This is a genomic window from Pseudarthrobacter sp. NPDC080039 (genome assembly GCF_040702335.1).
In the GTDB taxonomy this organism is placed as follows: Bacteria; Actinomycetota; Actinomycetes; order Actinomycetales; family Micrococcaceae; genus Arthrobacter; species Arthrobacter enclensis_A.
In genome coordinates, this window is sequence record NZ_JBFBKY010000004.1 from 123303 (window position 1) to 148179 (window position 24877).

The 24877-nt window shown below is 64.9% G+C and carries 25 protein-coding genes; 3 read left to right on the plus strand and 22 right to left on the minus strand.

Features of this window, described 5'->3' with window-relative positions:
• Positions 1-6 precede the first annotated feature (6 nt).
• From AB0313_RS06430 to AB0313_RS06445, 4 genes are read right to left on the minus strand one after another with little or no spacing between them, the layout of a single operon-like run.
• Positions 7-285 (minus strand): DUF3253 domain-containing protein, encoded by a 279-nt coding sequence (locus AB0313_RS06430; RefSeq protein WP_141942057.1) that lies wholly within the window; start codon positions 283-285, stop codon positions 7-9.
• Between the two features lie 14 nt (positions 286-299).
• Complete coding sequence (locus AB0313_RS06435) at positions 300-1397, minus strand: NADH:flavin oxidoreductase/NADH oxidase (RefSeq protein WP_307308669.1); 1098 nt, start codon at positions 1395-1397, stop codon at positions 300-302.
• Positions 1397-2389: a tetratricopeptide repeat protein gene (locus AB0313_RS06440; protein WP_366304393.1), complete on the minus strand. Its 993-nt coding sequence runs from the start codon at positions 2387-2389 to the stop codon at positions 1397-1399. The genes AB0313_RS06435 and AB0313_RS06440 overlap by 1 nt, the downstream gene beginning before the upstream one ends.
• 51 nt (positions 2390-2440) lie before the next feature.
• On the minus strand, positions 2441-4159 hold the full coding sequence (locus AB0313_RS06445; RefSeq protein ID WP_366304599.1) for a hypothetical protein: 1719 nt from the start codon (positions 4157-4159) through the stop codon (positions 2441-2443).
• 324 nt (positions 4160-4483) lie between these two features.
• Here AB0313_RS06445 and AB0313_RS06450 point away from each other — a divergent pair, with 324 nt between their 5' ends.
• Positions 4484-5710, plus strand: a complete 1227-nt coding sequence (locus AB0313_RS06450; RefSeq protein WP_366304600.1) for an AI-2E family transporter — start codon at positions 4484-4486, stop codon at positions 5708-5710.
• A gap of 65 nt (positions 5711-5775) precedes the next feature.
• On the opposite strand, the gene AB0313_RS06455 is transcribed toward AB0313_RS06450, so the two are convergent.
• Positions 5776-6573, minus strand: coding sequence for an alpha/beta hydrolase (locus AB0313_RS06455; protein WP_141942065.1), 798 nt, complete (start codon positions 6571-6573; stop codon positions 5776-5778).
• A gap of 44 nt (positions 6574-6617) precedes the next feature.
• Positions 6618-6971 carry an ATP/GTP-binding protein gene (locus AB0313_RS06460; protein ID WP_141942067.1) on the minus strand — a complete coding sequence of 118 codons (354 nt, stop codon included), beginning with the start codon at positions 6969-6971 and terminating at the stop codon, positions 6618-6620.
• A gap of 117 nt (positions 6972-7088) precedes the next feature.
• Here AB0313_RS06460 and nucS point away from each other — a divergent pair, with 117 nt between their 5' ends.
• Both nucS and AB0313_RS06470 read left to right on the plus strand, forming a co-directional pair.
• Positions 7089-7784 (plus strand): endonuclease NucS, encoded by a 696-nt coding sequence (gene nucS, locus AB0313_RS06465; protein ID WP_141942069.1) that lies wholly within the window; start codon positions 7089-7091, stop codon positions 7782-7784.
• A 302-nt stretch (positions 7785-8086) separates the two neighbouring features.
• On the plus strand, positions 8087-8290 hold the full coding sequence (locus AB0313_RS06470) for a cold-shock protein (RefSeq protein WP_011692441.1): 204 nt from the start codon (positions 8087-8089) through the stop codon (positions 8288-8290).
• A 153-nt stretch (positions 8291-8443) separates the two neighbouring features.
• Here AB0313_RS06470 and AB0313_RS06475 read toward each other — a convergent pair whose 3' ends face one another.
• The 16 genes from AB0313_RS06475 to AB0313_RS06550 form a co-directional block, all read right to left on the minus strand.
• Complete coding sequence (locus AB0313_RS06475; RefSeq protein WP_366304602.1) at positions 8444-11056, minus strand: phosphatidylglycerol lysyltransferase domain-containing protein; 2613 nt, start codon at positions 11054-11056, stop codon at positions 8444-8446.
• A 32-nt stretch (positions 11057-11088) separates the two neighbouring features.
• Positions 11089-12417: an alpha/beta hydrolase-fold protein gene (locus tag AB0313_RS06480; RefSeq protein ID WP_366304396.1), complete on the minus strand. Its 1329-nt coding sequence runs from the start codon at positions 12415-12417 to the stop codon at positions 11089-11091.
• 4 nt (positions 12418-12421) lie between these two features.
• A complete protein-coding gene (locus tag AB0313_RS06485) occupies positions 12422-12853 on the minus strand; it encodes a DUF2550 domain-containing protein (protein ID WP_366304398.1) in 432 nt (143 codons plus the stop codon).
• A 10-nt stretch (positions 12854-12863) separates the two neighbouring features.
• Positions 12864-13148 (minus strand): F0F1 ATP synthase subunit epsilon, encoded by a 285-nt coding sequence (locus AB0313_RS06490; RefSeq protein WP_018760117.1) that lies wholly within the window; start codon positions 13146-13148, stop codon positions 12864-12866.
• 1 nt (position 13149) lies between these two features.
• The gene (gene atpD, locus AB0313_RS06495) at positions 13150-14604 is read right to left on the minus strand and encodes a F0F1 ATP synthase subunit beta (RefSeq protein ID WP_141942078.1); all 1455 of its coding nucleotides are present in this window, start codon (positions 14602-14604) and stop codon (positions 13150-13152) included.
• A gap of 82 nt (positions 14605-14686) precedes the next feature.
• Entirely contained in the window at positions 14687-15577 is an 891-nt protein-coding gene (locus AB0313_RS06500) for a F0F1 ATP synthase subunit gamma (protein WP_141942080.1), read from the minus strand.
• A 73-nt stretch (positions 15578-15650) separates the two neighbouring features.
• Entirely contained in the window at positions 15651-17288 is a 1638-nt protein-coding gene (gene atpA, locus AB0313_RS06505; RefSeq protein WP_141942082.1) for a F0F1 ATP synthase subunit alpha, read from the minus strand.
• Positions 17289-17366: 78 nt separating this feature from the next.
• The gene (locus AB0313_RS06510) at positions 17367-18194 is read right to left on the minus strand and encodes a F0F1 ATP synthase subunit delta (protein WP_141942084.1); all 828 of its coding nucleotides are present in this window, start codon (positions 18192-18194) and stop codon (positions 17367-17369) included.
• Positions 18194-18745: a F0F1 ATP synthase subunit B gene (locus tag AB0313_RS06515; protein WP_366304402.1), complete on the minus strand. Its 552-nt coding sequence runs from the start codon at positions 18743-18745 to the stop codon at positions 18194-18196. Before AB0313_RS06515 ends, AB0313_RS06510 begins: the two co-directional genes overlap by 1 nt.
• A 54-nt stretch (positions 18746-18799) precedes the next feature.
• A complete protein-coding gene (gene atpE, locus AB0313_RS06520; protein WP_003804776.1) occupies positions 18800-19018 on the minus strand; it encodes an ATP synthase F0 subunit C in 219 nt (72 codons plus the stop codon).
• A gap of 110 nt (positions 19019-19128) precedes the next feature.
• Entirely contained in the window at positions 19129-19929 is an 801-nt protein-coding gene (gene atpB, locus AB0313_RS06525; RefSeq protein ID WP_110541036.1) for a F0F1 ATP synthase subunit A, read from the minus strand.
• 81 nt (positions 19930-20010) lie between these two features.
• On the minus strand, positions 20011-20349 hold the full coding sequence (locus AB0313_RS06530; protein ID WP_307308646.1) for an AtpZ/AtpI family protein: 339 nt from the start codon (positions 20347-20349) through the stop codon (positions 20011-20013).
• Positions 20342-20824: a hypothetical protein gene (locus tag AB0313_RS06535; protein WP_307308644.1), complete on the minus strand. Its 483-nt coding sequence runs from the start codon at positions 20822-20824 to the stop codon at positions 20342-20344. Before AB0313_RS06535 ends, AB0313_RS06530 begins: the two co-directional genes overlap by 8 nt.
• A gap of 99 nt (positions 20825-20923) precedes the next feature.
• A complete protein-coding gene (locus tag AB0313_RS06540; protein ID WP_141942090.1) occupies positions 20924-21949 on the minus strand; it encodes a glycosyltransferase family 4 protein in 1026 nt (341 codons plus the stop codon).
• The gene (locus AB0313_RS06545) at positions 21946-23814 is read right to left on the minus strand and encodes a nucleoside-diphosphate sugar epimerase/dehydratase (protein ID WP_141942092.1); all 1869 of its coding nucleotides are present in this window, start codon (positions 23812-23814) and stop codon (positions 21946-21948) included. The genes AB0313_RS06540 and AB0313_RS06545 overlap by 4 nt, the downstream gene beginning before the upstream one ends.
• A gap of 99 nt (positions 23815-23913) precedes the next feature.
• Positions 23914-24876 (minus strand): glycosyltransferase, encoded by a 963-nt coding sequence (locus tag AB0313_RS06550; protein WP_366304405.1) that lies wholly within the window; start codon positions 24874-24876, stop codon positions 23914-23916.
• Between the last annotated feature and the right edge of the window lies 1 nt (position 24877).

Genomic DNA, 24877 nt, shown 5'->3' on the forward strand with positions numbered 1-24877 from the left:
CCGGCCTCAGGGCGCTTTGCGGATCCGGATGGGGCCCTTGGCCGTGACAGGGTCCACCACGGAACCGCCCTGGGTGATGTGGACTTTGCCCGCGTCAACCAGGCGCCGCGCAGCTTTCCGGGCGGGCTCCATGAGGTGCCGCCATTCATCCCCGCCCACGGCCCTGGCCGCATCGGACGGGCAAATGGTGGACGTGGACGCCCTTGCTGCCAGCAGCTCCAGGATTTTCGCTTCCAGCTGCCGGCCAACACCGTCCTGCGGATCCGTTCCGCCGGGGCCTGCCATCGTGGACTTCCGCGTCAGAAGGTACGCCGCGGGACGGCGCGTTCGTACTGGGGCGGCCAGGAAATGTCATAGCCCAGTTCAAAGGCGGCGCGGAGCCACCAGTGGGGGTCGCGCAGGGCCGCGCGCGCGATGAAGACGCCGTCAGCCTGTCCGGTGGCAATGGCGTGCTCAGCCTGGCCGGGAGTGGTCACCAGGCCCACCGTCCCGGTGGCAACTCCGGCTTCTTCCCGGATGGCGGCCGAGAACCCGGTCTGGTAGCCCAGACCCGGTTTGATCTGCTGGTGCGCCACCGCCCCGCCGCTGGAGACGTCCACCAGGTCCACCCCGTGCGCCGCAGCCTCCCTCGACAACCGGACCGAGGCCGCCTGGTCCACGCCGCCGGACGCCCAGTCGGTGGCCGAGATCCGGAGCAGCAAGGGCATGGAATCGGGAATCACGGCGCGGACGGCGTCAACCACGGCCAGCATCAGCCGGTTCCGTCCGGTCTCGTCCCCGCCCCACTCATCGTCACGCTGGTTGATCAGCGGACTCTGGAACTGGTGCAGGAGGTAGCCATGTGCCCCGTGGATTTCCATGGTGTCAAAGCCGGCGTCCACTGCCCGCACAGCTGCGGCGGCGAAGTCAGCGATGACGCCGTGGATCTGTTCCACTGTCATGGCGGCGGGGGCCGCGTAGCCTTCAAATGAGGTGGTGGATGGTCCAAGAGTGTCCCACCCGCCCTCGGATGGGGGAACGCTGCCGCTCTTGCCGGAGAACGGCCAGTACGTCGATGCCTTCCGGCCCGCGTGGGCCAGCTGCACACCGATTTTTGTTCCGGCAGTTCCATTGCGGTGGACGAAGGAAATAATCCGTTCCCAGGCTTCGGCCTGTTCGTCGTTGTACAGGCCTGCGTCCCTGGGACTGATACGGCCCTCGGCGTTCACCGCCGCGGCCTCCGTGAGGATCATCGCCGCGCCGCCCACGGCGAAGCCGCCCAGGTGCACCAGGTGCCAGTCGTCCGGGACCCCGGGGGCGGCGTCGGGATCGCAGCTGTACTGGCACATGGGTGAGACCCATCCCCGGTGCTGCAGTTCCATGGACCGCAGCGTCAGCGGCTGGAAGAGGGCCGGCACTAGAACAGCACCCGCGCAAGCGCCTGGCGCGCCTTGGCGACGCGGTCGTCCCCGGCTCCAACGACATCGAACAGTTCCAGCAGGCGGACCCGGGCGGCCTCACGCTCCGGGCCGAAGTTCCGGCCTATGAACGCCACCAGGCGGTTCAGGGCGTCCTCCACGTGGCCGCCTGCCACATCAAGGTCCGCCACCCCGAACTGCGCTTCAATGTTGTCCGGCTCGTTGGCCGCCAGTGCCCGGAGGGCTTCGCTGTCCTGGGCGGAGACGGCCTGCAGCCGGCCCATCAGTTCCACCTGGGCCAGCCCTGCCTTGGCTTCATGGTCAGCCGGCATTTCCTTCAGCGCCTGGCGGTAGGCATCTGCCGCTGCGGCATAGTCCCCGGCTTCGATTGCGTCGTAAGCGGCCTGGTGCAGCGGCGGCAGCGGTGCAGGTTCCTGTTCCGTGCCGTCCCCTGCGTCCAGGCTGCCGGTAACGCCGTTGGCAGCGGCCACCTTGAGGAGTTCGTCGAAGAGGCCGCGCACCTGCTGTTCCTCCGCAGCACCCTGGAACAGGGGCACCGGCTGTCCCTTGATCACGGCGACAGCGGTGGGGACGGCCTGCACCTGGAAGGCCTGGGCAAGCTGCGGGAACGCTTCAATGTCCGCTGCACCCAGGACCAGGCGGCCGCCGTAGGAGGCAACCACGCGGTCCAGGGTTTCGAGCATCCTGCCGGACTCCGGGGAGTAGGGGGCCCACAGGGCGAACACCACCGGGACCTGCGCGGACAGCTCCACCAACTGCTGGAAGTTGGCTTCGGTGACATTGACCTCGAGCTCAGGACCGGCGGCGGCGGCCGGCTGCGCTCCCTGGCCTGCGCCTCCGACAGGAGCGGACGGGGCTGCGGCACTGGAGGGAGTTGCGGTGCGCTTCAGCGAAGAAAGGTCGACGGCGCCGCGCAGGTTAAGCGGGTTGGCAGCGGCAGGAGGGACTGGGCGGGAAGCTGGCGAACTCATGTTTCCCACTCTAGCCACTCCGGCCGCTGCCGGTGGTAATGCAGTCGGGCCCTACTTGAAGCTGGCCCCGACCAGGCCGCGGGTGGCGGCAACGAGCTTCATGGGGTCAGTGGATCCGGCCGGCGGCACGTAGACCGCCATGGATTCGGCAAAGCTCAGGACCATGCCCGTAGTGGTTTCCTTGCCGCCGGCGAGGGCGGCGGCATCGTCACCGATGCTGAGTTTGTCGCCGGCTGCCTTGGGGGTGCCTTCAAAGCCGAAGTTGATCCGGCCCAGGACCAGGGCACCGCCGTCCGAGGTGCGGAACACCACGGTGCTCTCGGGAACCACCTTGTGCGTGAAGGAGAAGTTTCCGTTGTCTCCGGACTTCACCACTTCCGCCTGGTAGGACAGGGTATCGGCGATGTACGGCGAAGACTGGCCCTCGACGAGCTTGTCCTTGAACGGTGAGTCTGCGGACGTCAGCCGGTCGGCGAGCCCGGACATGGCTTCCTCGCCGCTGTAGAGCAGCCCGGTCTTGTCGGACGGCGCCACCGTTTGGGTACCGCCGCGGCTGATCGTGGGGAATGTAGTGCCTGGCTGCAGCGGGGTGGTTTCCATCAGCTTGTAGTTCTCGCGCGGCGACTGCTGGACCAGGGTCAGGATTTGCGGGACCACGTTGCCGTCTCCCTGGGTTACCGCCAGCACGGAGCGCGGCCATGAGCGGTCGCTGGTGACAACGGTGGTCAGGAGCTTGGTGGAGCGGACCGGCATTCGAGCCGCGTAGGAAGCCACCTGGGAGCGGATCTTGTAGTTTTGCGTGCGCACCTCCAGCTCCGGGCCGGCTACGCGGTCCCCGAGCTTCGCGGCGTCCTTGGCTGCGTCACCGGCATCGGTGGCACTGGAGACCTGTTCCAGGATCCGGCGGAACTGGGCATCCAGCAGCACCGGCGACCCGGTGGATTCCTTGGCTGCCGAGGTGCTGCCGGAGGGCTGGGGGCTGGGCGTGGCCGCCTGTGCAGCAACGACCGGGCCGGCAAGCACTGCTGCTGCCACGCCGGCTGCCACCATGGTGATCCTGGAGGACAACGATGGCGACTGCCCGTTGGGGCCGTTGTTCCCCGAGCCGGTGTCATGGGAACCAGCGGTATGGGTTTCGGGGCCTTGGGGGGCCGCCTTCCGGGCCCACGGGGCCGGAGTGCGGCCGCCGCCCTGCCCGTTCTTCCCGCGTGTGTGGAGCAGTGCCAGCGCGATGCCGCCGATGATCAGCAGGCCGCCCAGGACCATCAGCGGAACAGCCCAGGGCGTGGACGTGTCGTTGGGGAACGTCATGGACACCGAGGCAGGCGCCGGCTTGGTTCCGTCGGCGGCAAGCAGGAGGCTCCAGTCTCCGTCCGCGGGCGGCGTCCACGTGTATTCGAGTTCGCCACTGGCGTTCTCATTGGATACCCACAGGTCCGAACCGGCGGGGTTGGGGGCGGTTGCGTCGCCGTCCGCGTGGTCAACCGTGAGGGACTTTTCGTCCTCGGAAACCCCCGTGATGGTGTTGTGGGCGGTCTTGCCCACCCAAGCGCTGACATCATCAGGCCGGCCGGTGGCCAGCATGAAATTGCCGTCGCCCTGGACGGTGATCTTGACGGGCCCGTCATGCAGGGTGCGCAGCTTCTGGTCGATGACGGTCAGGGGTGCGGCTGCGGAATCAGCCGGCAGTGATGCCGTGAACGTCTCGGAAGGAGCCCAGATGGTTCTCTGGCCGATACCGGCCAAAAGTGTCAGGAGGCCGAGCAGCACGAGTGCGGCTGCAGTCTTTAAACGCAAGGGAAACACCTATCATCAGCGGGGGTTTACCTTCAATAGTAACCTTTTTGTTACCAGGGGCCCCCTCCGCGCCTCCCGGAACGGACGTTTGCTGGACGCCCCGATGCGCTTCCGGCTCTTCGTGACAAGCCTGCTGATAGTGTTTGCGATGATCATCACACCGGCCCGCCCAAGCGGCGCCACGCACGGAACAGGCCCCCAAAACCAGTGACTGACAAGACGGATCCGTCCATGGCGGCAGCCGGAGATCCCGGGGAAGCCCAGCGCCCCGTCCCGGCTGCAATACCTCCCCTGGGCATGGCAGCGGCACACCGGAGGGGCACTGCTGCGGCCGCGCTCGGCCAGGTGGTCCGGCGGCTGCGCCAGCCGCTGCCCGGAGCCCAGCCGAGGCTCCGCTTCGAGATGCCGCCGGAGTTCACCGGACAGACGCCGGAAGCGGACCACGAAGGGGAAGAGGAGCCGCAGTTCGGGCACCCGGGGCCGCGCATGTCGCCCCAGCATCCGCTGTACATGGGCTTCATGGGAACAGTGGGCGTGGGACTGGCGCTGCTGGTGTACTGGATCGGCTCACACACGACGCAGCTGCTGCTGTGGATCGTCGCGGCGCTGTTCATAGCGCTGGGGCTCGAACCCGTGGTGGGCTGGCTCGAAAACCGGAAGATTCCCCGGCCGGCCGGCATCCTGGTCTCAGTGGCCGTCCTCATGGGCGCCGTCGTGGGTTTCTTCGCCACCCTCATTCCCACCATCGTTGAGCAGGTGTCCGAGATCGTGCGGCAGGCGCCCGACTGGGTGCACAACTTCATGGATTCCGAGCTCTTCCGCAGCCTCGATGACCAGTTCGGACTCCGCGACCGCATCACCGAAGAAGTGAATAAGTTCGTCAACGACCCCGCCGCGATGGGCGGCATTTTCGGGGGTGTGGTGGGTTTCGGATCAACGGTGGCCAACGGCCTCTTCGGCGCCCTGATCGTTTTGGTGCTGAGCCTGTATTTCCTGGCAGCCCTGCCGGCCATGAAAAAGTGGGGCTACCGCCTCGCCCCGCGCTCCCGGCGGAAGCGGGTGGCCGCCCTCTCCGAGGAGATTACGCGGTCCGTCGGAAACTACGTGATCGGCCAGGCCTGCGTGGCCCTGCTCAACGCCACCTTCGCCTTTGTGGTGATGTCCATCGTCGGCGTTCCCTTCGCCCTGCTCCTGGCGTTTGTGGTGGTCCTGCTGGCATTCATCCCCCTGGTGGGCGGCATGATCGCAGGCATCGTGGTAACCCTCGTGTCCCTCACCGAGGGCTGGCAGGTGGCCGCCGTCTACGCCATCTGCTACTTCGCCTACCTGCAGTTCGAGGCGTACTTCATTTCACCGCGCATCATGCAGAAGGCCGTCGCCGTTCCCGGGGCGGTGGCGGTGATCTCCGTAATTGCCGGCGGCAGCCTGCTGGGCGTGCTCGGCGCCCTGATCGCCATTCCCACCGCAGCCGCAGTCCTGCTCCTGGTCCGCGAAATCTACATCGTGCGGCAGGACCAGCACTAGCAGCTTTGAGCAGGGGCCGCTTCCCGGTGGCATGGCTTCCGGGCGGTCCTAAGGGCGGCCACCCTTTAGGCAGAGGCGGTCGCCGTCGGGCCGTCCCATTCCTGCGGCAGCTCCGCGCCTGACTGCCCGGGGCTGACCTGCGCCACGATGTCATTGAGGACCCGCGCGGCGTACTTCTCCCCCACCCACAGGTGCTTCGCCCCGGCCACGCCCACCACGCGGGCCTGGGGCACCAGGCTGAACCGTTGCGCCGCCTCGGCGGGCTGCAGGAAATCATCGTGCTCCGGAACCAGGACCAGAAGCGGCTTGCCCGATTCCGCCCACAGCTGCAGGTGCTTGTCCGTGGCACGGTGCAGCGGCGGGGACAGCAACACGGCGCCCTCAATCTGCGGGGCAACCGGTTCAACAGCGCCATACATCAGGGCCAGCTCGGTCCCGAACGACCAGCCGACCAGCCAGCGGTTGGGCAGGCCCCGTTCCACGGCGAAGCGGACCGCAGCCTCAACGTCCCGGCGTTCGCCGATTCCTTCCTCGAAGCCGCCGCTGCTGGTGCCGCGGGCGGACGCCGTGCCCCTGGTGTTGAAGCGCAGGACCGCGATCCCCGCCAGCGCCGGCAGGCGATAGGAAGCCTTGCGGTAGACGTGGGAATCCATGAAACCGCCGTGCGTCGGAAGTGGATGCAGCGTGATCAGCGTGGCCCGTACCGGCCCGGATTCGGGAAGGGCCAACTCCCCCACCAGCGTGTGGCCGTCCGCCGTGTGCAGCTCGATGTTCTCGCGCCTGGCGGGCAGGACAGTGGAGGCACGGATGGGAGCGGGGCCCGCGGATTGGGTGAACTGGTACGACGCCGGATCAAAAGTCATGCCTGCCAGCTTAGCGACAGCGGAGGTTCTTCTGCCCGCGCGGGTCAGCGGTAGCGGTAGCTGCGCGTCAACCAGCAGTTGGTATGCCAGTGCCGGCGTTCGGCCAGGCCGGCGGCTGCGCCAAAGAGGTGGTCGTCCTTCCACACCACCAGGTGCGCGACGCCGGGCAGCACGGCCGTGGAGCACTCGGGGCAGATGTAGGTCTTCTCGGCGTTCCTGGCAGTCATGGTCCGGACCATCCACTCGCCGTCCGGGGCACTTTCGCGGCGGACGATACCCGCCCGCGCACGCTCGAGGTCAAGCTCAGGCACGTCCCCGCTCCCCTTGCGTCCCGCACCCCTGCCGGAAGCAGGTCCCTTTCCGGAGACTGGACGGCGGGGACGGTTGGAACGCGGCATGTAACCATTCTGCCCCAGCTGCGCGACTGCCCGCCCCGCTCCCTGGTCCGCCTTGCCGCCCGCCGTCGTGCCGCCGTCGGACGTTCCCGGCCGGGCCCACGCGGTAGTCTGTACGGCGTGCGACTTGTCATAGCCCATTGCTCCGTTGATTACGTTGGCCGGCTCAAAGCCCATCTCCCCCTCGCCACCCGGCTGCTGCTGGTCAAGGCGGACGGCTCCGTGCTGGTCCACTCCGACGGCGGTTCCTACAAACCCCTGAACTGGATGAGCCCGCCGGCCAGGCTCAGGGTCTCGTCCCCCGACGAGGTAGACCTGGAACTTGGCGTGGTGGAGCAGTGGACAGTGCAGTCTGCCAAGACAGATGACCGGCTCATCATCAACATCCATGAAAAGATCAGCGAATCCTCCCACGACCTCGGCGTGGACCCCGGGCTGATCAAGGACGGCGTGGAGGCGGACCTGCAGCGCCTGCTCGCCGAGCAGATTGAAACGCTGGGCCAGGGCTACTCCCTGATCAGGCGCGAGTACTTCACCGCCATCGGCCCCGTTGACATCCTGGCCCGGGACGCCGACGGCGCCACGGTGGCCATCGAACTCAAGCGCAGGGGCGACATCGACGGCGTGGAGCAGCTCACGCGGTACCTGGAACTGCTCAACCGCGACCCCCTGCTGGCACCCGTCCGCGGCATTTTTGCGGCCCAGCAGATCAAACCGCAGGCAAAGGTCCTCGCCAACGACCGCGGAATCGACTGCGTCACGCTGGACTACGACGCCATGCGCGGGGTGGACGACAGCGAATCACGGCTCTTCTAGATTTCAACTGTTGCTCCAGGCACCAAATTGCCCCTTTCGCCGGAGCCGTGCGGTCACCTGTTTTTTACCTAATTTTTATCCTTTTTGTTGTGCGGGCCGTTGACCTGCGGGAACGGGCATGAAATTCTTATCTCAGTCTTTGTGTAGGTGTTTTTCATGCTCGCAAGACATGTTGCGAGCGCGAAGCTCCTGCAGCGCCGATCCCCTAAGGGGCCACGGCAAACCAGGATTCTTCTCGCGGAGTGACCAAGGGCGGCACGAGGTGTGCCGGTCTTAAAAAGTTCCACAATGAGGAGAAATAAATGGCACAGGGAACCGTGAAGTGGTTCAACGCTGAAAAGGGCTTCGGCTTCATCACCCCGGACGACTCCGATGGCGATGTCTTCGTTCACTACTCCGAGATCCAGACCGGCGGCTTCAAGACCCTCGACGAGAACCAGCGCGTTCAGTTCGAAATCGGCCAGGGCGCAAAGGGCCCGCAGGCCACCGGCGTCACTCTGGTCTAGTCACCCGCCGGCCGCTTCAGGCGGCTGTCACAACAAATGGTCCCCGGCAAATTTGCCGGGGACCATTTGTTTATTCCCAATTTCGCAAATGGAATGCGACTTTATTGATTCCCCCGCTTTAGCACCCACGGTTCACAGCCGCTGTTGAGGCGGTCAGGTGACCAATTTTCCGACCAGCCGGGCACCCTGCGCCAGGGACAGACCGGGCAGGTAAGCCCGGGTAAGTGCCCTGCCGATGGCCGGCAGATGCAGCGGGTCCTGGTAGTAAAGGTAGAGGGCGCGGTATTCGGGTTTGAACCGGGACTTGAAGGCCGCCAAGGACCGGAAGCCGTACACCGGCTCAAGTGCGCGGCCCACCAGGTCCAGGATCCGCACCAGATTCTGCGCGCCCTCATCGGTGGCCCCTGGATCTTCGTTCGCCTCGCTTTCGGCCGCACCATCCTGGGCGCCCGGCTGCCCGGCACCTCCCGGCTGCCCGCCGCCTGCCGGTGCTGCTGACCCTGCAGCGTTCTCCTGGCCGGTGTCCGGACGGGTTGCCAGCGGAGAGCCCGACAGCGAGATCACGTCAACCGAATCCCGCAACTCCAGCACGGCCGAGGCGATCAGGAACTCCATCACGCCCGGAAACCCCTCGCTGCCGCGGCGCATGACGTCCAGCGTCCTGCTCACCAGCCGGCCGTCGTCGTACACGGGCAGCCAGCTGGTCACTCCGTGGACAGCGCCGTTCCCGTCGACGGCCAGGCAGCAAAGGACTTCCTCGTCGTCGAGCTCGTCCACGCCGCCCAGCGTAAAGCCCATTTCCGGAACAGACTTGCCGGCCGCCCATTCCTCGGACACCTCGTTGAGCCGCAACCGGAGCGCCGCAGGGAGCGAGTGGTACGAGCCCCAGACGGCATGCACCCCCAGCTTCGCGGCACGGTTCAGGGCGGTCCGGACGTTCTGCCATTCCTTTCCCTTGAACTCCAGCTCGTTCAGCGCCAGGCGCGTCTCCTGCGCAACGGCCACCCGGGAAAAGCCGCGTTCCCGCAGCATTGGCCACATGGTGTCGTCGCAGGAATACAGCGCGGGTATCAGGGCCTGGCCGCGGCAGTAGTCCAGGAAGCCTTCCGTGACCTGCTGCTCCGCTCTTCGGTCGCCGATGGCGCCGCCCAGGGTCAACGCCACCGTCCCGTGCTGCTGGAAAGGCATGGCACCGGCACCGTCCGGGCTGAACCAGTAGGTGTTCGGCTCCCACAGCGCCATCCAGGACAGCGGGCCCCCGCCCTGATGGAGTAGTTCGCGCGCGCGGTCCCGGTCCTGCCGGCCGAAGTTCAGGCCGTGGTTCCGGCCCACCAGCACCCACCACACAGCCACCAGGGCCACAAGCCAGAACACCGGACCGGAATAGGCGAACAGTATGGCCTCCGCGCTGGCCTGGTCCGGAAAGACCCTGCGGAATTGCTGTGGAATCGGCACCGGAACGTACTGCCGCGCCAATTCGGCGAACAGGCCCAGCAGCCCGCCGTCGCGGGCCAGTCCCCCGGATAAGAACCAGGCCACGGTATAGGAACCGGCGAGGACCAGCCATGTCCCGCAGACCACGGCCGCCAGTACGCGGCGGGCACCCGGGCGGGTCTGTACGCGGAACTGCCGGCGGTTGAGCCACAAGATGACGGCCAGCAACAGCGGGACCACCACCAGCGGAAGCACGTGGGCGAAAGCAGAGGACAGCGGGGTTGAATGTGTGCCCTGGAGCCGCGACGGGACGAGGGCGAACAGGGTAAGGTACACGGCCGCCAGGGCCGTGACTACCAACTGGATGGTCAAGGCGATGTTGAGGGCGAGCCGGCGGCCGCGGCGCATGCCGTCCGCGCAGATCAGCAGCAGGATGACCGGTACCACCGCCAGGGCCAGGCCAAACGGTCCTGCGAAACCTGCCCTTCCTGTTTCCAGACATGAGGCGTCAACTGTTGCCCCGCAGTTGAACACCAGCTGGCTGAGCGTGGGCATCGGACTCAGCACGACGTCCCGCAGCAATGCCAGCGGACCGGTTGGCGCACGGGTGATGCCGGTCAGGATGGGACCCACAGCGAACACGGCAACGGTGAGCGCCAGCAGGTTCCTGGTCTCCCGGCCCGTGGACCGGTGGCGGTGCAGCCGCCCCTGGTCCCCCTGGATCCACCAGCCCGCAAGGAGACCCAGAAGGGCGCCGATGAGGCCAATGACCGTTTCGGCATGCCCCACGTACAGGACCAGGAGGAGCGAGATGGTGAGCACCGCGGTGCGCAGACGGCGCTGCCACAGCAGGGTGATCCGGGCGCTGGCGGCCAGGCCCGCCGTCAGCACCGGCGCGTAAGGGCCGATCAGGTTGTCGTCGGCCATGGTGTCCAGCCAGCCGTCCCCCACATAGGCGGCCAGCTGGGTCACCAGCAGGAACACAGTGACGGACGCGAACTGGCCGCCGAAGAACAGCCCGATGGCGGCGCGGAGGCCCAGCTTGCGCTCCGCCAGCCCCAGCAGCAGGACCATCATCAGCGACGCCGTGATGTAGGCGAGCGGGTTGGTGGCGAAGAAGAGACTGGTGAACAAAGACCACCACTGGCCGCCGCGCATCCCCGGGCCGCTGACGGACGCCAGCCCGAGCAGGTGCTCCGGCGGTCCGTCAAGGAAGCTTCCGGTCAGGGCGGCGGCACCGAGGAAAGTGGCAACCACGCTCAGGGTAAAGGGCATGGCCGTCAACGTGCGCAGTATCTGGCGGACTGCGGGGCGTCCGACGGCGGTCCACATCAGGGCAACGGTCCGGTCCGGATTTTTACTGGTCACCACGTGAGCCCCCATTGGGTGCCAAGGAACTGCAGAGCATCGGTAAAGCGTTTGGAGGAGGTGTCCCAGGAGTGCCCGGTATGTTCCACAACGTGTGCCTGCACCGTGAACCCGGCGTCCTGGGCGGCAGCGGCAAGTGTCCGTAGATTCGCCACGAACTCCGGATCGTTCTGGCCTGCGGTCAGGTACATGCCGTGGGAGTCGAAGCGTTGGTGTTTCATGATCTCCAGCGGAGTCTGCTTGGTGAATTCGTTGGGGTTTCCGGGAAAGGCTGCGTCAATGGTCTTTTGCCGCTCCTTGGCAATGGCAGGTTCCGCTTCGCTGGAAAATCCCAGGACGTCGGCGTAGATGTGCGGATGCCTGGTTCCCATCTGTACGGCGCAGGTACCGCCGAAGGAGAACCCGCCGATGGCCCAGTGGCTGTGGTTGGTGTCCACTGCCAGGGTCGAACTGATCCAGTGCGGCACGTCCTGCGACAGGTACGTGTCCGCTTTGGCAATGCGGCTGTCCATGCACATGGTGTTGGCGGACTGGGAGCCGTTGGGGTCGGGGATCACCACGACCGGCGATACTCCACCATGCGTGGCGGCAAAGGAATCCATGTGGCCGCGGAGTGCGCCGCCGGTGAGCCAGTCAGCCGGGCCGCCGGGCTGCCCGGCCACCAGCACCAGCACCGGCAGTGCGGGCCGGTTGGCCGCAAAGTATGCCGGCGGAAGATAGATGTAGGCGTCCCTCGCGTTCATGCCGGACAGCGTCCCGGGAATCGCGGACTTCCGCAGGGCGCCCCCGGCCGGCAACTCCCCCTGCGCCTTCCAGCCCTGGAGCGGTACGCCGTCAGGTTGCCCGGTGTGGCGCATGAGGTTTTGCTCAAGTGCCGGTATCCGGGCCAAAGCCGTACCGAGCAGATCGCTGACGGTCCTGTTGAGCCCGAAGTAGGCGTTGATCTGGATGGTTGAGAGCAGTATCACCAGGACAACGGCGAGGAAGCCTGTCCCGTAGTGGATCCAGCTTGACCTCGGCACCCTGAGGATACCCAGGATGACGGCAGCGACGGCCGGCACGAACCACAGCAAAACAGGGTCCGGGATGTCGGCCGGAAAGACCGCGAGCACGTTGATCATCACCCAGTGGACTGTGGCCACCAGGACGAAGGCTGCCGTCACAGCGATGAATACCCGGATTGCCCAGGCCCGGATGCGCAGTAGCGCGCCTTCGGAAGCACGCCGGGGTGGAACCAGGAGGTAGGCCGCACCGCCCACTCCCAAGACCAGGACGGCTGCGTACAGCGGACCGTCCGTGAGCCGGATGTCTAGTAACCAATCCACGTGGCTAGCGCCACGTCCCTACGCCAATGACCGGGCCCGCTTCCAGCCAGGAGGACAGGCCCGTGTAGGCATCGAACTTCATGGCAAGGCGCACGTCCTGCCCTTCGTACCTTAGTTCGACGATGACGACGTCGGGCTGGACTTTCACGGCTTCTGCTTCAGTAGGCTTCCGGCGGCCCAGGAGTTCCAGGGAGCTCCGCTTGAACGTGTACTTGGGGCGCACACTCAGGGAGATCAGCCTGAACCACTCGAGATCATTGTCCTGATAACGACAAACCCCCATCTGCCAGCTGTTGTCAGCCATGCAAATGGAGGCGTCCACCGTGCCGAGGGCACGCCGCAGGTTGAAGCGGCGCACCCCCGAAAGGCACAGTGCAAAAATCAGCAATCCGAACGCAGCTGCCAGTGCGATGAACGAAATACCCGGTGCGTCCATCAAGGTCGTGCTAGCGGATCCCAGCGGTAGCCGAGCCGCCCAGCTGGGCGTTGTCAGCAACGATCACCACGCGGTTGTTGTCAACGGAGAAGAACCCACCGTCAACATCCACCGCGATGCGGTCCCCGGACACCGGCTGGATGGCCAGTTCACCTTCGGCCAGGATCGCCAGCAGGGGCGAGTGACCGGGCAGGATTCCGATTTCACCATCGCTGGTGCGGGCCTTGACCATCTTGGCCGCTCCGGACCACACGAAGTGGTCCGCTGCGACAATCTCAACCTCAAGCTCAGCCATATTACTTGGTCTGTTCCTGGATCTTGGCCCACTGGCGCTCAACGTCATCGAGGCCACCGACGTTGAAGAACGCCTGCTCCGCGATGTGGTCGAGGTCGCCGTCGCAGATGGCAGTGAAGCCTTCCACGGTGTCCTTGATGGAAACCGTCGAACCCTCCACGCCGGTGAACTGCTTGGCGGTGTAGGTGTTCTGCGACAGGAACTGCTGGATGCGGCGCGCACGCGACACCACGATCTTGTCTTCCTCGGAAAGCTCATCGACACCAAGGATGGCGATGATGTCCTGGAGTTCCTTGTTCTTCTGCAGGATCTGCTTCACACGGACAGCCGTGTTGTAGTGGTCCTTGCCGATGTACTGGGGATCCAGGATTCGGGACGTGGACGTCAGCGGGTCCACGGCCGGGTACAGGCCACGGGAAGCAATTTCACGGGAAAGTTCCGTGGTCGCGTCCAGGTGTGCGAAGGTCGTTGCCGGAGCCGGGTCGGTGTAGTCATCCGCGGGAACGTAGATGGCCTGCATCGAGGTGATGGAGTGGCCCTTGGTGGATGTGATGCGCTCCTGCAGGAGGCCCATCTCGTCGGCAAGGTTGGGCTGGTAGCCCACGGCCGACGGCATGCGGCCCAGGAGGGTCGACACCTCGGAACCGGCCTGGGTGAAGCGGAAGATGTTGTCGATGAAGAGCAGCACGTCCTGGTTCTGGACATCGCGGAAGTACTCCGCCATGGTCAGTGCGGACAGTGCCACGCGCAGGCGCGTTCCCGGCGGCTCATCCATCTGGCCGAAGACAAGGGCGGTGTCCTTGAGGACGCCTGCCTCCTCCATTTCAACCCAGAGGTCGTTTCCTTCACGGGTACGCTCGCCAACACCGGCGAACACGGAGGTGCCACCGAAGTTGCGGGCAACACGGGTGATCATTTCCTGGATCAGAACGGTCTTGCCCACGCCGGCGCCGCCGAAGAGGCCGATCTTTCCACCCTTGATGTACGGGGTGAGGAGGTCGATGACCTTGATACCGGTTTCCAGCATCTCGGTGGAGCCTTCGAGCGAGGCGAAACTGGGGGCCTTGCGGTGGATCGGCCAGCGTTCGCTGATGTCCAGTTCCGACTCCGCAACGTCCAGGGGCTGGCCCAGCACGTTGAAGATGTGGCCCTTGACTCCGTCGCCGACGGGCACGGAGATGGGGGCGCCGCTGTCCACCACGGAGGTGCCCCGGACGAGGCCGTCGGTTGCCTGCAGGGAGATGGCGCGCACGAGGTTGTCGCCCAGGTGCTGGGAGGTCTCGAACGTGATGGTCTTGGTCTCACCGTTGAGAGTGATCTCGGTGGTGAGGGCGTTGTAGATCGACGGGATTGCGTCAGCCGGGAATTCGACGTCGACAACCGGGCCGATTACGCGCGCAATACGGCCGGTTGCACCGGACGTTGCGGCTACGTGTTCGGTAGCAGTGGCAGTCATCTCTCTCACTTCATTCAGTAGATGGCGTGGGGTTAAGTTTATCTGTGGTGGTGCTGGTTACGCGGAACCGGGGCGGTGCAGGCTAGGACGCGAGGGCGTCGGCACCGGCAACAATCTCGGAGAGTTCCTGCGTAATTTCGGCCTGGCGGGCCGTGTTGCGCAGACGCGTGTACTTCTTGATCAGGTCCGTTGCGTTGTCGCCTGCGGACTTCATCGCCCGCTGGCGGGCTGCGAGCTCGGAAGCTGCTGCCTGCAACATGGCTGCGAAGATACGGGATTCGATGTACCGCGGCAGCAGGGCGTCAAGGACACGCTCGGCTTCCGGTTCGAACTCATACAGCGGCAGGAGATCCGATTCAGATTCAGCCTGCTCTTCCACTACTTCAAGCGGGAGCAGGCGGATGACCGTCGGCTCCTGGGTGACCATGGACTTGAAGCGGGTGTAGACAACATGTATCTCGTCCACGCCGCCGTCTTCGAAGTCGGTCGCGAATTCTGCCAGCAACGCTGCGCCGATTTCACGGGCAGTAGCGAACTCGGGTGCGTCGGTTCCTCCGGTCCAGACCCGCGCGTACTCGCGGTTCCGGAAATCGAAGTAGGCCTGGGCCTTGCGGCCCACGACGTAGGTCTTGACTTCCTTGCCTTCGGCGCGGAGCAGCTCGTTGAGACCTTCCGCCTGCTTGAGGACGCTGGCCGAGTAGGAACCTGCCAGGCCGCGGTCCGAGGTGATTACCAGGACGGCGGCACGGCGGATCTGCTCCGGCTCAGTGATCAGCGGGTGGTCGATTTCGCTTTGGCTGGCGACAGCAGAAACGGCGCGCGTGATCGCGTTCGCGTAAGGCAGTGAAGCTGCTACGCGCGCACGGGCCTTCCCGATGCGCGAGGTAGCGATCAGTTCCATCGCCTTGAAGATCTTGCGCATCGACGTGGTCGAGCTGATCTTCTGGCGGTAGACCCGGATCTGGGCTCCCATACTTATCCTTTCCTAACATTCCGTCGCCGGGTGTGCCGTGCCTTTGCGGCCCGGCACACCCGGCGGTGCGGAACTAGCGCTTCTGCTTGACGATCTTTTCCTGGTCGACTTCGCCCTCGGAGATAGCGTCGTGCTCCTCGTGGCCGGCGCCTACCAGGTGGTTGTCACCCTGGCCGAAGAAACCCTTCTTGAAGTCCACGATCGAGGACTTCAGGGCAGCCACGGTGTCGTCGTCCAGCACGTTGGTCTGTGCCAGCGTGGTCAGGATCGAGGACTTGTGGCGCAGGTGCTCCAGGAACTCGGCCTCGAACCGGCTGATGTCCTCCACCGGAACGTCGTCCAGGTAGCCGTTGGTGCCGGCCCAGATGGAAACAACCTGGTCCTCGACCGGGAACGGTGAGTACTGGCCCTGCTTCAGCAGTTCCATCAGGCGGGCACCACGGGTCAGCTGCTGGCGGGATGCCGCATCCAGGTCGGATGCGAACATGGCGAACGCCTGCATGTCGCGGTACTGGGCCAGGTCCAGCTTCAAGGTACCGGAGACCTTCTTCATGGACTTCACCTGGGCGGCACCGCCCACGCGGGACACCGAGACGCCAACGTCGACAGCGGGACGCTGGTTGGCGTTGAAGAGGTCCGACTGGAGGAAGATCTGGCCATCGGTGATGGAGATGACGTTGGTCGGGATGTAGGCGGACACGTCGTTCGCCTTGGTCTCGATCAGCGGCAGGCCGGTCATGGAACCCGCACCGAGTTCGTCGGAGAGCTTCGCACAACGCTCCAGCAGGCGGGAGTGCAGGTAGAAGACGTCGCCCGGGTAGGCTTCGCGTCCCGGCGGGCGGCGGAGCAGCAGGGACACTGCACGGTAGGCCTCGGCCTGCTTGGACAGGTCATCGAACACGATGAGGACGTGCTTGCCGCCGTACATCCAGTGCTGGCCGATGGCCGACCCGGCGTACGGTGCCAGGTACTTGAAGCCTGCGGGGTCGGACGCGGGAGATGCCACGATGGTGGTGTACTCCAGCGCGCCGTTGTCCTCGAGGGTCTGCCGGATGGCGGCAATCGTGGACGCCTTCTGGCCGATGGCGACGTAGATGCAGCGGACCTGCTTGGTGACATCGCCGGAAGCCCAGTTGGCCTTCTGGTTGATGATGGTGTCGATCGCGATGGCGGACTTGCCGGTCTGGCGGTCGCCAATGATGAGCTGGCGCTGGCCGCGTCCGATCGGGATCATCGCGTCGATGGCCTTCAGGCCGGTCTGCATCGGCTCATGCACCGACTTGCGCTGGGTCACGCCCGGAGCCTGCAGCTCCAGTGCACGAGTGGTCTCGGCCTTGATCTCGCCGAGGTCGTCGATGGGCACGCCCAGCGGGTCAACGACGCGGCCAAGAAAGGCGTCGCCAACGGGAACGGACAGAACCTGTCCGGTCCGGTGGACTTCCTGGCCTTCCTCGATGCCGGTGAAGTCGCCGAGGACGATCACGCCGATTTCGCGGACGTCCAGGTTCTGGGCCAGGCCCAGGGTGCCGTCCTCGAAACGCAGCAGCTCGTTCGCCATGACCGAGGGAAGGCCCTCAACACGGGCGATGCCGTCACTAGCGGTGGTTACGCGGCCGACCTCTACGCGCTCTGCGTTCCCGGGTTCGTAGGACGCCGCGAACTCGTTCAGCGCATTACGGACGTCGTCGGCGTTGATGGTCAATTCGGCCATCTGCAGTCCCTGCTCTCCTGTTTGTGATCACCGCAAACGGTGACCGGGGTTTCTATCAGTTTTGGTGTGCTTGTCCGGCTAGCCGGCCAGCTGGCGTTGCAGTTCGCCCAGCCGGGTGATGACAGAAGCGTCGAGCACTTCGTCACCCACCTGGACGCGGATTCCGCCAATGAGCGACGGGTCAACGTTGATGTTGACCTTCAAATCCCGCCCGTACAGGGCATTCAGGCCCGCCTTGAGGCGTGCCAGTTGCGTCTGCGACAAAGGACGGGTCACGCTGACCGTTGCAATCCAGCGCTGCTGCCGCTTGGCCGCCAGTTCGGCGAACCGCTCCACAAGCCGGGTGGGCTTGATGCCGCGCGGCTGGGTGACTGCCTGCGTGATGAGGACTTTGGCTTCCTCACTGACACCGGGCACCAGCTTGCCGGCAAGGACAGCCTTGGCTGCGGCGCTTGCCTGCGGTTCGGACAGAGCACGTTGTACCTCGTGGCTGGAGGCAACAGCCTGGTTGAAGGAAAACAGATCGTTTTCCAGCTCCTCCAGGCCAGTGATTCCGGAGGCAGAAACGGCCGACTTGTTTTCAGCAACGGAAATGACCACCGTTGCGGCAAGAGTCTCGAGTGCATCGCCGATGTCGCGCGCCGATGCCCAGCGTGAGCTGGCCAGTCCACCCGCGATTTCAGCAGCATCAGCGGAGACTTTTCCGCCAACCAGCTGCCTGACCAGAGCAGACTTTTCGTCGCCGCTGCGGGAGGGGTCAGTCAGGGCACGGCGCAAGCCAGCCGAGCTGTCCAGCATTCCCAGAATTCCGAAGAGTTCCTTTGCCAGCTGCAGCGACGCCGTGGGAAGCTTCGCTTCCAAAGCGGCCAGTGCAGTTGCCAGCGATTCGCTCGATACGCCTGCCATTACTTAGCTGCACCTGCGTTCTGGGACTCCAGATCTGCCAGGAAACGGTCAACGACCCGTGCTGCGCGTGCATCGTCGTCGAGGGACTCGCCCACGATGCGGCCCGCGAGGGTGGTGGCCAGGGTGCCTACCTCGGAGCGCAGGGACACAACGGCCGCCTGGCGCTCGGATTCGATCTGTGCGTGGGCCTGCGCGGTGATGCGGGCAGACTCGGCTGCCGCCTTCTCCTTGAGATCCGCGAGGATCTGGGCACCTTCGGCGCGGGCTTCCTCACGGATGCGGTTGGCTTCGGTGCGGGCGTCGGTCAGCTGCTGCTTGTACTCTTCGAGTGCAGCAGACGCCTCAGCCTGGGCCTTTTCAGCCTTGGCGATGCCGCCTTCGATGGCCTCGGCACGCTCTGCGAAGGTCTTCTCGAACATCGGGACAACATACTTGACCACGATGAAGAAGAGGATGGCAAAGCCCACGAAGACAACCAGCATTTCCCAGCCATTGGGAACAAGGGGGTTGACGTCGCCTTCAGCGGCGGCTGAGCTGATCAGCTGATGCATATTTCACCCGTCCTTATCTACTCGGTTCTGAATGTTCGCTGAAGTTCTGAAGGTTTACTTGAGAACGAAAGCGAAGACCAGACCCAGGATGGCGAGTGCTTCGGTCAGCGCCAGGCCCAGGAATGCGATCGGCTGCAGGACGCGCTGGGCTTCCGGCTGGCGTGCAACGCCGTTGATGTAGGCAGCGAACACGAGACCCACACCGATACCACCGCCGATAGCCGAGAGGCCATAGCCGATGAGGTTGAGGGAGCCGTTGATGGAGCCTTCCATTTTTTTTCCTTTCAAGATGCCGCCTGTGCGGCAGGTTGTTTGGGTTGCTTCATCCCCGCGAGGGGAAGACTGTGGTGTGCCGGCGGCGCGTCGCGCCCCCGGCGGGGTGCCTAGTGGCTGTCGGCGTGCAGCGCACCTTCGATGTAGATCGCAGTCAGCAGCGTGAAGACGTAAGCCTGCAGGACCATGATCAGGGCTTCGAGCATGTACATTGCGATGGCACCGGCCAGGACCAGGACCGACGTTCCCTTCAGCAGAAAGTTCTCCTGCATGATGAGGTACTCGATGCCGGAACCGGCGATCATGACAATCAGGTGGCCGGCGAGCATGGTCGCGAACAGACGCAGGCTGTGCGTGACGGGCCGGACAACGAAGTTGGAGATGATCTCAATCGGAATGACGATGGGCAGGATGTACCACGGCACGCCCGAGGGGACGGTTGCGAGCTTGAAGTAGCGCAGGCCGTTCTTCTTCACGCCGATGGCGATCCAGGTGACGTAGACGAGGCCGGCCAACACGTACGCTCCACCCACATGCGAGAACGTGGGGAGCTGGAACACCGGGATGGCGCCGTAGATGTTGTTGACCAGGATGAAGAAGAACAGGCTGAAAAGCAGCGGGACGTACTTGATGAAGTCCCTGCCGCCGATGATGTCCTTGGCAATGCCGTTGCGGACAAAGCCGTAAGCGGCTTCGCCGGCGAACTGGAGCTTGCCGGGTACCAGCTGCTGCTTGCGTGCGGCGAGCACGAAGAAGACTGCGATAAAGACGACAGAGAGGAGGACCAGCAGCATCTGCTTGGAGAATCCTTCTGCGGCACCCCACGGCAGGATTGCCGGCAAATGCATTTCGTTAATTCCAGGAGGAGTGAACTCTCCTGAATCTTGGGCCGGGAGCGCAAGCGCGATCAACGCGTTTCCTCTCTGCAGTGTCCATCATTGGGCGTTGGGCGGGGTCCGGCAGCCTGACAGCCTGCTGTTCCCCCTGTGAAATTATTTGGCATTATCTTTTCCGTCCTGGGACGGTGCGCTGGAAGCATGGCGCTCATCAGCAGTTTTGCGGGAACTGGTAAGGCCATGCATGTGGGAAAGGTAGAAACCTCCGACGGCTCCAAGCAGAGCGCCTGCGAGCACAATCCAGCGCGTTCCCCACAGATAATCCAGTCCCCACCCTATCAAACTCCAGACGATGATTCCGCCAATGATGTAGCTGAACACGGCCATTCCGGCGTTGTAGCCGCCATCGGTGGAGGGGTCGGAAGCGGCGGATGAAGCGCCGTTTGTGCCGCGTTTGCCATGGGGGGCGCCGGCGGCTTTCTTCGGATCACGCATCAGCTGCACCCTTGTCTTCCGGGTCGTTGTAGATCTGGAGGCGGGCCCTGCTGAAGCCGTGGATTTCGGCGGCCTGCCAGAGGACGACGGCTACCACGGCGCCAATGATGAACCAGCGGCCGTGAAGCCATTCCGGAGCGCCAATGACGAACAGGACCACAGCGAAGCCAACTACTTTGATGAAGTAGGTGGCCACAAACACGCCAATCGCACCCGAGGGATTGCTGCGGCCAACGAAGTGCCCGATCAGCAGGCTTATTCCAAAGAACAGCATCACCAGGAGGCCGCCGAGGACACTCGATACGGCCCCGGTGGCTCCGTTGAGGAGGCCGGCAGGGATGGCGCACAGCGCAAGGCCGGCACCAGCGGCAATCGAACTGCGCTTGAGCAGGTTCAGCCAGAGGGAGGCGGTGGGACCGGAAGCGCCAACGTGTCCATTGCCGGAAGCAGGTCCGGACTCGGCGTTGGAGGTCATTCGATCCCAATCGTCGGCACCACATGGCGAATCGCCAGGAGGCAGGGGGTGGAGTGGCAGCTTGGGCTGCCCCTAAATTCTACACGAGATAGAACATGGCTAGGTCACCGGCAGGCGCGTGACCCTGGACCTGCGGCGGCGCCGGCGGATCAGGTCCGGGCTCGCCAGGTACAAGGCAAGGATCAGCACGCCCACCGTGACGCACAGGACCACCACCGGCAACGATGCGGTGGCGGCAACGAAGCCAAGAATGATGACCGCCACCGTGCAGAGCGTCACCGCACCGGCCGATTGCAGATGCGAGAAGCCAACGTCCGTCAGCCGCTGGTAGACGTGCTCCCGGTGGGACGCGTACCAGCGCTCCCCCGCCTTGATCCGCCGCAGCAGCGTGTAGCCGGTGTCGGCGGCGTACACCAGGATCGGCGACAGGACATACTCGACGTAGACGCCGCTGAGGAAGCCGGCCACCGCCAGGGCTGCGATCGAAGCGCCCAGCAGGTAGCTGCCCACGTCCCCAAGGAAGACGGAGCCCCGGCCAAGGTTCCACGGCAGGAAACCGAGGAAGGACATCGCCAGCACCGTGCCGCCGGCAGTCAGCCATGGCTGTTCCGACAACGTTCCCGCCACAGCGTAGGCAACCCCTGCAGTAGCCCCGTGGAGCCCTGAAATGCCATTGACACCGTCCATGAAGTTGGCGATGTTGACGTAGGCCGCAATGGCAACTGCGGCGAGCGGCAGCCACCAGAAGGACTGCCCTGTCAGCACGATCAGCGCTGCGGAGCCCGCTGCCCCGATGCCCAGCTGGGCGCCGGCGCGTCCGCTGATGGACAGGCCGCGCAGGTCCTCCACCCAGCCGACCACGGCGCAGGCGGCGATGATGCCGAGCACCACCGCGGAAATGGAGCGGTCAACGGTGACGACTCCCAGCAGCACCGCTGCCGCATAACCGATGACGGTGGCCAGCGCAGCCGCCACACCCATGCCGCGGATGGTGGCTTTGACATGCGATGAGCGCGCGGACGGGATATCCACGACGCCCATCCGTACAAGCCACGGTTTTACTGCGAAGGGAAGCAGGAGACTGGCCAGCAGTGTCGTGGCGGCGACCAGGACCAACGGCATCATGACGCCACCCTGACCGGACCCGCGTCGTCGGCCTCGTCATCCGGAATATCGCCAATACTGGCGCCCTGTTCCGCCTCGCAGCGGGCCAGCCAGACGTTGAGGTCCAGTTTGTCCGGATCCTGCTCGGTTGCCTTGGTGTGGGAGATTTTCGGATGCAGGGGACGCTCGTCCAGCTCCCCCGCGCCCACCAGCACTTCATGCAGTTTCTCGCCGGGCCGCAGCCCCGTATAGATGATCTCCACATCCTTGCCGGACATGGCGATCATCCGCTGTGCCACGTCCAGGATGCGCACGGGTTCACCCATGTCCAGGATCAGGACGTCGCCGCCCGCGCCGATGGCACCGGCCTGGATGACCAGCTGGCAGGCCTCCGGGATTGTCATGAAGAAGCGGGTGACGTCCGGGTCGGTGACCGTCACCGGACCGCCCACGCGGATCTGCTCGGTAAAGAGGGGAAGCATCGACCCCCGGCTGCCCATAACGTTGCCGAACCGGACGGAGACGAACTTCCGCTGGGTCTGGCCAGCCATCCAGGCGGTGAGCTTTTCGGCTACCCGCTTGGAGTGGCCAAGCGCTGTGGTGGGGTTCGCGGCCTTGTCCGTGGAGATGTTGACGAAGTGTGAAACACCGGCATGCTGGGCGGCGCGCAGTACGTTCAGCGTGCCGCAGACGTTGGTCTTCCAGGCTTCCACAGGATACTGCTGCAGCAGTGGCGCGTGTTTGAGCGCTGCCGCGTGGAACACCACCTCGGGGCGCCGGTCAGCAAAAATTGCCTGCAGCGCTTCCCCGTCGCGAATGTTGGCGAGGACAGTGTCGCGCCCGGCCAGCAGGCCGCGGCCGGTGATGGAAATTTGGGTTTGTTGCAGGCCGGTTTCGTCGTGGTCCAGCATGATCAGTTCGGCGGGGCTGAACTGTACGATCTGGCGGCAGAGCTCGGAGCCGATCGATCCGCCCGCCCCCGTGACCAGGACCCGCTTCCCGGTGATGTAGCCCGCAATCTCATCGACTTTGATGTCAACCGGACGGCGCCCAATCAGGTCTTCAACGGCTACATCCCGGAAGTCAGAAAACCCGGCCGGAGTCCCGCTGCCGAGCATGTCCCGCAGCGGGGGCAGCACCAGGACGCGGACATTCAGGCCGGCCACGGCATCGGAAATGCGCCGTACCAGGCCGGCTTCGACGTTGGCGAAAGCGAGGACCAGGACCTTGGCCCGGGTGCGCCGGATGATGGCCGGCAGGTCGTCTCCCCGGCCCTGCACCTGCACTCCGGAAAGCCGGAGGTGCTTCTTGGTTGGGTCGTCGTCGATCAGTCCGACGGGGAAGTAAGGCGAGTCGGGGTCCTGCAGCATCCTGGTCACCAGCGAGTTGCCGAGGAACCCTGCGCCGTAAACAAGGGTGTTCTGTGCGCCGTCCGCTGGCCGGGTCCGGCTTTCCACATAGAGGCGCTTGGCGTACCTGGTGGCGGCCATGAAAAGGCAGGCGAACGGGAAGGCGATAAGGCCCACGCTGCGGCCAATGTTGATGGCCTCGTACAGCACCAGCAGGCTGGCCGTGATGGAAGCGGCCACGATAACGGTGACGATTACCAGTGCCCGGGCCTCCTGGAAGCTGCCAAACGGGTAGCGGCCGCGGTAGAGAGCCAGGGAGTAGCCGGCGAGCATTTGCACGACGACGGCGATGGCGGCCACGGCGAATGCGCCCGCGAACTGTTCGACCCGGATGCCCATCTCGTAGCGCAGCAGCAACGCCAGGACGATGGCCACGACCCACGACATGGAGTCCAGGAAGAGCTGGATCCAGATCCAGAGGGCGGGCTTCTCGTCCCGTACAGCGGCAGGTGCGCGCGTTTCAGATTTTGTACTCAACAGAAGATGCAACCGACTTCCACTACCACGGCGGCCAGCGCCTGTTTCAAAAATCCCCGCCGCAAAAACCGTCGGACGGCGTCGGGGCCTAGAACGATACTAAACTCTTTGGCTGCCGCTTCCCGGATGCGCCGGCAGCGGCGGCATGGGTTCCCATCCCGTGTCGGCGAGGATCGCGCGCGATTCACGCCACCCCTGCCACAGTGCACCGGTGCCTTTGAGCGTCCGCTCCACGAGCATCAGCCGGACCATTTCCTTCAGGAACGTCAGGGCAGTCCCGGCCGCGAAACCGGCCCGGTTGTACTTGCCGTAGGCCTTCAGGTAGTGCGCCACGTGCCCGCGGTTGCGCATTACATAGCGGCGGCTCAGGTCGGACGAGTCGTTGAGGTGGCGCAGCCCCAAATCAACCTGCCGCTGCGCACGGACCTTCCTGATCACGAAAGCGTTGACGTACACCACCGGAGTGCGCTGCGCGGCCAGCCAGCCGTAAATCAGGTCATCCCAGGTGATGAAGAAGCGCGGGTCCGGCAGCCCGATGTCCCGGACCACCGAGGCCTTGACCAGCATGCCCTCGAAGTTGCCCACATTGGTGCGGAATACGTCTGAATGCTTGAACACGTCGCGCGAGACCGGCAGGAAGATGCCCAGCGCCTCGACGAAGTGATGCTGCCAGAAGAACGGTTTGCCGTTGGCGTCGTACCGGCGGCCGATCATGCAGGAGTAGTCCGCGGTGAACTTGTCCAGTGCTTCAACGGCGCCGGGAAGGACTTCGACGTCGTCGTCCATCAGCCACAGCCATTCGGCGCCCGACTCGAGCGCCAGCTCCACGCCGCGCGAGAAGCCACCGGCCCCGCCGGCATTCCGGTCCAGCCGCTCGTACTGGATCCGCGGGCCCTGGCCGCTGATGGCGTCCGCCACGACCCCCGCCGTGTGGTCGGTACTGGCATTGTCCACCACGAGGATGTGCGTCGGCGGGGTGTTCAGCCGGGCAAAGGAGTCCAGCAGGTTGCGCAGGAAATCTGCGCGGTTGTAGGTGACGACGACGGCGTACAGGTTCTCCACG